Annotated in this window: 6 protein-coding genes; 4 read left to right on the plus strand and 2 right to left on the minus strand. The window is 55.6% G+C overall.

Annotated elements, in window-relative coordinates; translation table 11 throughout:
- Positions 1-44: 44 nt before the first annotated feature.
- The gene (uvrD, locus tag AAF659_RS08485; protein ID WP_349751300.1) at positions 45-2198 is read left to right on the plus strand and encodes a DNA helicase II; all 2154 of its coding nucleotides are present in this window, start codon (positions 45-47) and stop codon (positions 2196-2198) included.
- Here uvrD and AAF659_RS08490 read toward each other — a convergent pair.
- Positions 2174-3049 (minus strand): patatin-like phospholipase family protein, encoded by an 876-nt coding sequence (locus AAF659_RS08490; RefSeq protein ID WP_349751301.1) that lies wholly within the window; start codon positions 3047-3049, stop codon positions 2174-2176. The two genes, uvrD and AAF659_RS08490, sit on opposite strands and share 25 nt — an antisense overlap.
- A gap of 101 nt (positions 3050-3150) precedes the next feature.
- On the minus strand, positions 3151-4116 hold the full coding sequence (locus tag AAF659_RS08495) for an integron integrase (protein WP_349751302.1): 966 nt from the start codon (positions 4114-4116) through the stop codon (positions 3151-3153).
- A gap of 227 nt (positions 4117-4343) precedes the next feature.
- On the opposite strand from AAF659_RS08495, the gene AAF659_RS08500 reads away from it, so the two are divergent.
- From AAF659_RS08500 to AAF659_RS08510, 3 genes are all read left to right on the plus strand, one after another.
- Complete coding sequence (locus AAF659_RS08500; RefSeq protein ID WP_349751303.1) at positions 4344-5075, plus strand: hypothetical protein; 732 nt, start codon at positions 4344-4346, stop codon at positions 5073-5075.
- A gap of 100 nt (positions 5076-5175) precedes the next feature.
- Complete coding sequence (locus AAF659_RS08505) at positions 5176-5907, plus strand: hypothetical protein (RefSeq protein ID WP_349751304.1); 732 nt, start codon at positions 5176-5178, stop codon at positions 5905-5907.
- An 89-nt stretch (positions 5908-5996) separates the two neighbouring features.
- Complete coding sequence (locus AAF659_RS08510; protein WP_349751305.1) at positions 5997-6617, plus strand: HEPN domain-containing protein; 621 nt, start codon at positions 5997-5999, stop codon at positions 6615-6617.
- The last annotated feature ends 180 nt before the right edge of the window (positions 6618-6797 follow it).

The following is a 6797-nucleotide window of genomic DNA, read 5'->3' on the forward strand; positions in this document are numbered from 1 at the left end:
GGTGGACTTTCACCCCATTCACCGCTAAAGGGCCCAGAGCAACCATGGATGTCTCCTCCATCCTCGACCCCCTCAACGACGCGCAGCGCGAAGCCGTTACCGCGCCGGACAGCCACGTGCTGGTGCTGGCCGGTGCTGGCAGCGGCAAGACGCGGGTGCTGGTGCACCGCATTGCCTGGCTGATCCAGGTGGAGCAGCTGCCGGCCTCGAGCATCATGGCTGTGACCTTTACGAACAAAGCGGCGCGCGAGATGCGTGGGCGTATTGAGGAGATGCTCCAGATCCCGACCCGGGGCATGTGGGTCGGCACCTTCCATGGCCTGGCGCATCGGCTGCTGCGGGCGCACTGCCAGGATGCCGGGTTGCCGGAGAACTTTCAGGTTCTGGACGCGGACGACCAGCTGCGTCTGGTCAAGCGGGTGATGCGTGAACTGCAGCTGGATGAAAGCCGCTGGCCGCCAAAGCAGGCCCAATGGTTCATCAACTCCAGCAAGGATGAGGGGCTGCGCCCGGATCACATCGAGGACCACGGCGATGTGTTTACCACTACTCTGATCAACGTCTACCGAGAGTACCAGAAGAACTGCCAGCGCAGCGGCCTGGTAGACTTCGGCGAGCTGCTGCTGCGTTCCCATGAGCTGTGGCTGGAGAAGCCGGAGCTGCGGGCGCACTATCAGCACCGCTTCCGGCACATGCTGGTGGATGAGTTCCAAGACACCAACGCCGTGCAGTACGCCTGGCTGCGGGTGCTCAGTGGGGATCGCGTACCGCTGACGATCGTGGGTGACGACGACCAGTCCATCTACGGCTGGCGTGGCGCGCGCATCGAGAACATCCAGCAGTTCCAGCAGGACTTCGGGGGCAGCCGGATGGTACGCCTGGAGCAGAACTACCGCTCGACCCAGACCATTCTGGAGGCAGCTAACGCCGTCATCGCCAACAACCAGGGGCGCCTTGGGAAGGATCTTTGGACGGACGGCGAGACGGGCGAGCCCATCGATCTTTACGCCGCCTTCAATGAGCAGGATGAGGCCAACTACATCGCCGACACCATCAGCGACTGGGCCCAGCAGGGCAACGCCCGCTCCGAGTGCGCCATTCTCTACCGCTCCAACGCCCAGTCCCGTGTGCTGGAGGAATCGCTGCTGCGCCAGAGCATTCCCTACCGCGTCTATGGCGGCCTGCGCTTCTACGACCGCCAGGAAATCCGCAATGCCCTGGCCTACATGCGTCTGGTCAACTACCGCCACGACGACGCTGCGTTTGAGCGCGTGGTGAACATCCCCACTCGGGGCGTGGGCGCCAAGGCCCTGGAGACGGTGCGGGAAGCCGCGGGGCGCGAGGACGTCTCGCTGTGGCAGGCCACCGTCAACCTGCTTCATCACCAGTTGCTCAAGGGCAAGGCCCGCACCGGCCTGCAGGCGTTTGTGAACCTGATTGAACAGTTGGCGGACGACCACGAGAATCTGCCCCTGAACTCGCTGGCCGAACGGGCTGTGCGCGACACCGGCCTGCGCGACTACCACGGCAAAGAGAAGGGTGAGAAAGGCCAGGCCCGGGTTGAGAACCTGGACGAGCTGGTGGGCGCGACCCGTGAGTTCCGCGTTGAAGACGACCAGAACCCATTGAGCGAGTTCGTCGCCCGTGCCGCCATGGATGCGGGGGAATCCCAGGCCGAGGAGGATGAAGACAGCGTACAGCTCATGACCCTGCACTCGGCCAAGGGCCTGGAATACCCCATGGTCTTCCTGACCGGTATGGAGGAGGGGCTGTTCCCGCACAGCATGTCCGCCGAAGAGCCGGGACGCATGGAAGAGGAGCGCCGTCTCGCCTACGTAGGCATGACCCGCGCCATGCGCAAGCTCACCCTGACCTACGCGGAATCCCGCAAGCTCTACGGCCAGGAGCGGTTCAATGCGCCCTCACGGTTCATCCGTGAGATTCCGGATGACCATATGCGCGAAGTTCGACTGCGCAATACGGTGAGCCGCCCCACCATGTTCAGCAACGCCGGCTCCGCCGTAAGCAACGAAACGGAAACCGGCTTTCAGCTCGGCCAGCGCGTGGTGCACCCGAAATTCGGGGAAGGCATTGTGATGAACGCCGAGGGCGCGGGCAGCCACGCTCGGGTGCAGGTGAACTTTGCGGAAGGCAGCAAGTGGCTGGTCCTGGCCTATGCCCCTTTGGAGCCGGCCTGAGAGGACCTTAAACGGCTCAGACGACGCCGGATCTGTTGCAGAAGGCCGGGAGCTTTGGCATCCAGGGTCTGGCGGATGCGGGGGATGGCATTCTGGCAGGCGTCATAGCCTTCCCGGAACAGGGCATCACTCTGGTCCGGGTCGGTCCGGTCGTAATCGGCAAGATCAAGCGACAGCACAAAATCAGCCTCGGCCAATTGGGTGCGGGTATGGCTGTCGATGGCAATGTCGAAGGCTGTAATCAACGCGTCGAAGATACCGCCGGGCTGGCGCGGCCGCCGGCTGCCATTGAGATCAATCCCCATCACAAAGTCCACGCCCCGTGCTCTGAGCGGCGAGATCGGCACGTTCTCGACCAGGCCGCCGTCCACCAACAACTGCTCACCCCGTTCGATGGGGCTGTAAAGTCCCGGTACGCAGGCACTGGTCATGGCCGCCTCGGCCACATCCCCGCTATCTAGAACAACCCGGGTTCTTGAGGCAAGATCGGTGGCGATGAACGCCATCGGGCACGGCGCCTCGGAAAAGTCCCGCTCGCCGATGTGGCTGCGAACGAAATCACCCATCGCTGAGTTGTTCATGATGCCGTAGCGGGACCACCCGAAGCTGGACACTTGCCACCACTCCAGCTCCGAGCAGGCATCGCGAATGGCTTCCGGCGTGTGCCCAAAGGCATAGAGCGAGGCCATTATTGCGCCAATGCTGGTGCCCGTTATGTGCGTTGGGCGGAGACCATGCTCTTCCAGGGCTTTCAGTGCCCCCAGGTGCGCAATGCCGAAAACGGCGCCGCCGCCAAGGGCAAGGCCGAAGGTGGGTTCACGGTTGGTGAGGGGGAATTCAAATCGAGCCATGGGGTCTTTTATTGATCCGGTGATGGGATGCCAGTTGCTTATTGTCCAAAAATGGCAACCTGGTTGCCAGCGATAAATTGACACCGTGACCAACAGCGGCCTCAACCCAGAGGGCTTGAAACACCGGCAAAGCCCTGACCGAGCACGTGGGTGTAAATCTGGGTGGTGCGTATGTCCGAATGACCGAGCAGCTCCTGAACCGTGCGGATATCACTGCCTCGCCTGAGCAGTTCTGTTGCAAAGGTATGGCGGAAGGTATGGCAGCCCACCGGCTTCTGGATTCCGCTCTCGTGTACGCTTTGTTTGACTGCCTTCCGAACAGCGCTCATGTGGAGATGGTGTCTTACTGCCTTGCCTTGTCCGTCACGGCAGAGACCGTGTGAAGGGAATAACCACTGCCAGACGAAAGACGTTCCCGCGTTCGGGTATTTGCGACTGAGCGCAAAGGGCAGGGTAACGGGGAATGCATAATAATCCTCTTGCCCTTTCCAGTGTTGGTGGATCGAATTGATCCGCGACCGAAGCATGTCACGGAGCGTTTCGGGCAAAAGCGTTGTTCGGTCTTTACCGCCCTTGCCATCGCGGACGGTAATCACCGACGTTTCAAAATCAATGTCTTTGATGCGCAGGCGTACTGCCTCGGAAATACGCAACCCTGCGCCGTAAAGCAGACTTACAATTTCCCGGTGGGGCGATTCCAGGCGGTTAATGATCGCCATGGCTTCCGCATGTTTCAGAACAACCGGAAGCCGCGCAGGCTTCGTTGCCCGTACGGTATCACCGATCTCGCCCAAAGGCTGATTGAGCACCTTGTCGTAGAGAAAGACCAGCGCGTTAAGAGCCTGATTCTGCGTAGCTGCCGCAACGTTTCTGTGCACCGCAAGCCAAGTCAGGAAATCCCGCACCTCATTGGCGCCCATTTCGCCGGGATGACGCATTTGATTGAAACGAATGAAGTAGCGGATCCAGTACCAGTAAGACTTCTCAGTGCGAATGCTGTAATGGTTGAGCCGAATGACTTCACGGACTTGTTCCCTCAGACGCGGGCGACCCTTCTGCCGATCCATGGCCCTCTCCTTGAAAGCTGTTTTTATATACAGTATTATTGAATGAGCAGAAATGAGAGGTCAAGCGATTACACGCCTAGCGGACTTTCCTCACATAGGTTATTGTTCTTTAAAGGTCTTCAGGCGTTCATGCTCATGCCTGAAGGTGGAGTTATTGAGCGCGCAACGATATTGAATATCAGTGCCGGCACACTAATCTCTGTTAGCATCATTACATGGAATCCGGCATGTACGAACCAACTCAAAAAGGCAATCCATACCAGATCACCAAGGATCAACACATTCATACAGCGCACTGTATCGGGCTGTTTGAAAAAGATGGATATGTTCAAGTTAAAGAAATTGCTACTGGTGAAGTTCTAGAGAGGAAAAAGAGAGCAGCCATTTTCTGCGCAAAAAGAGCCTGGGATGAGAGGGCTGAGAAAGGCTACATGGCAAAGATTGAAGACGAATTTCATAAGCAGGTAGATAAGGCTGAAATAGGCGCTCAAAGGAACCATTTGGCCATTTCTACTTACCATCTTCTTTGGTTCTTGCGGCATCACTTTCACATAGGTTCTATCCCTGACATTCCTCTGGTTGGAATATCTGGTTCAGGTCTTAGCAAGGACCAATCAGAAATAGTTGAGAAAAAATGGGGAGGCCACATAAGGGATGAAGGGATTATGCCTTCTCGGTTCGCGGCATCAATAAAGATACAGCAACTGATTGAAATGAATATCGTGCAGTATAACGATATTCGCTGGGGTCTTGTCCAAGCAACGGAGGGAGAGTTTCTGGTTGCAGACTGCTACCAAGAACACTGTTTTATGCCCATCAGCCCCAAATTGGCATTCGTTTCACAGACGGAGGATGGCGATGTAAGCCGTGAGGATCTTGTGGCACTGAACAATACATCTGTTTCTAAGGCAACAAACTACTACTTTGCGCGAGATCTAGGAAAGTGCCATTTATGCTAACAATGCCAGGCACGGCGACGTCTACTACATTGCGGCTTCGCCTCCATTTCGTAGTCGCGCATGCTGGCGGCGTTAGTGCGAAATATAAGGCTGTGTATTAATGGAGAATGATAAAAGTTTTTGTCTACCCCTCATGTCAATGGATGAGGAGCGAAACCAGTTGTGGTCTTGTTTTGCGACTGCGACGTTCGCCTATGTATGTGGCTCGTTTTTCTTGGTTTCACCTGCTCATGCGCTGGTTGAAATGAACCAGAAACCTGTATACGTCGCTATCGATGAACCAATAACTCTCGCGGGTCATAGCATTATTAAAAATGAGGCAATGGATATTGCTGCGATAAAATTAAGTAATTCGACGGTAGATAAGATAAAAGACATTGTTTTATTTGTGACGCCTGAATTTGTCCACAACCATCCGCCCGGGAAAAGTGAGCAACGGTCTGAGGTGCTTGGTTTTCCGTCGAATCGTAATACTATGAAAACTCGTACGCACCGCGTTGGAAAAAGTGCGTTGCGATATACCGCAAATGATATCTCTGAAAGCTTCTTTCCTGATGACGAGTATATGAAAGAGCTTCATTTTGCTCTGGAGTACGACGAAAAAAATCTTTTGGATGAGGACTTAAATAGTACGCAGCCCAGAAAAATGCATGGAGTTAGTGGTGGGCTTATTTCAGAGCTCTTTTGGAATGATGCGCATATTTCTGGTCGAATCCAAGGTATTTTGCTAGGTGGCAAAAAAGCCAAGAAGGCTTTGATCGGTCTCCGATACGAATACATCCTGGCTTGGATCGAAGAGAACTTTGATGCATTTCCCGAAGCCCCGCACTAACAATACGGTCAACGGGACCGCTCTTCCGCGCCGCCTTCGGCTCTGCTCCAAAGCGGCCGGTTACCTAAGCGTTATACGAGAGGCCACTGATGCCGTCGAATGCCTACGATAAGTTTCTAAAGACGATTCGCCGGTGCGAAACGCTCACAAGCTCGTACGAAACTTTGCACAAGATGAATGCCGACGATCCAGACGTACCCGCCCCAAAGGACATTGTGCGGGGCGCGGTAGTGCTCGCAGTGGCGGCGTTGGATACATACGTTACGGATGTGTTTGCTGAGAAGCTTGTTGCATACCTCAAGCGGTATACGCCCGATCAGTCACTCATTGACCTCCTCAACGAAGCGGGACTCGACACCAAGGAAGCCCTGGTGTTGATCCGAATGGAGCGGCCGTACCGGAGAATTCGGACATTAATACAGCAATACTACTACTCATACACGACACAAAAATTCGAAGTCATTGATAGTATCTTCTTGCCGTATCGCCTGAAGAACCTCAGCGAGAACGCGGCCCAGAAGAGTGGCACACCCTCTACAAAGAGGTCCGTGGAAAAACTCGTAGAGCGGCGGCACGCGATCGCCCACGCCGGGGACTACAACGGTCATGGACGGATCGTAGACATCGACGAGGCGAGCATAGCAAAACGAATCAAACATCTTGAGAGGCTGGTTACGAGCATGGATGAAATCATATGCAATCGTATCTAGCGTATAACAAGTCGCTGGAGCCGACGCTCGCAAGCTCGCGCGGCTCAGCGTGCCGTTGTGTGGAATAAAACTGTGAATTTTGAGATTAGTCGTGACCAAGATTTCTTGGTGGAGCATTGCTACTCATGTGCGGTTCCGGGGTACCTGATCGTGACGCCAGTCCCCGAAGCACACTCGTTG

This window comes from Salicola sp. Rm-C-2C1-2 (assembly GCF_040196175.1).
GTDB lineage: Bacteria > Pseudomonadota > Gammaproteobacteria > Pseudomonadales > Oleiphilaceae > Halospina.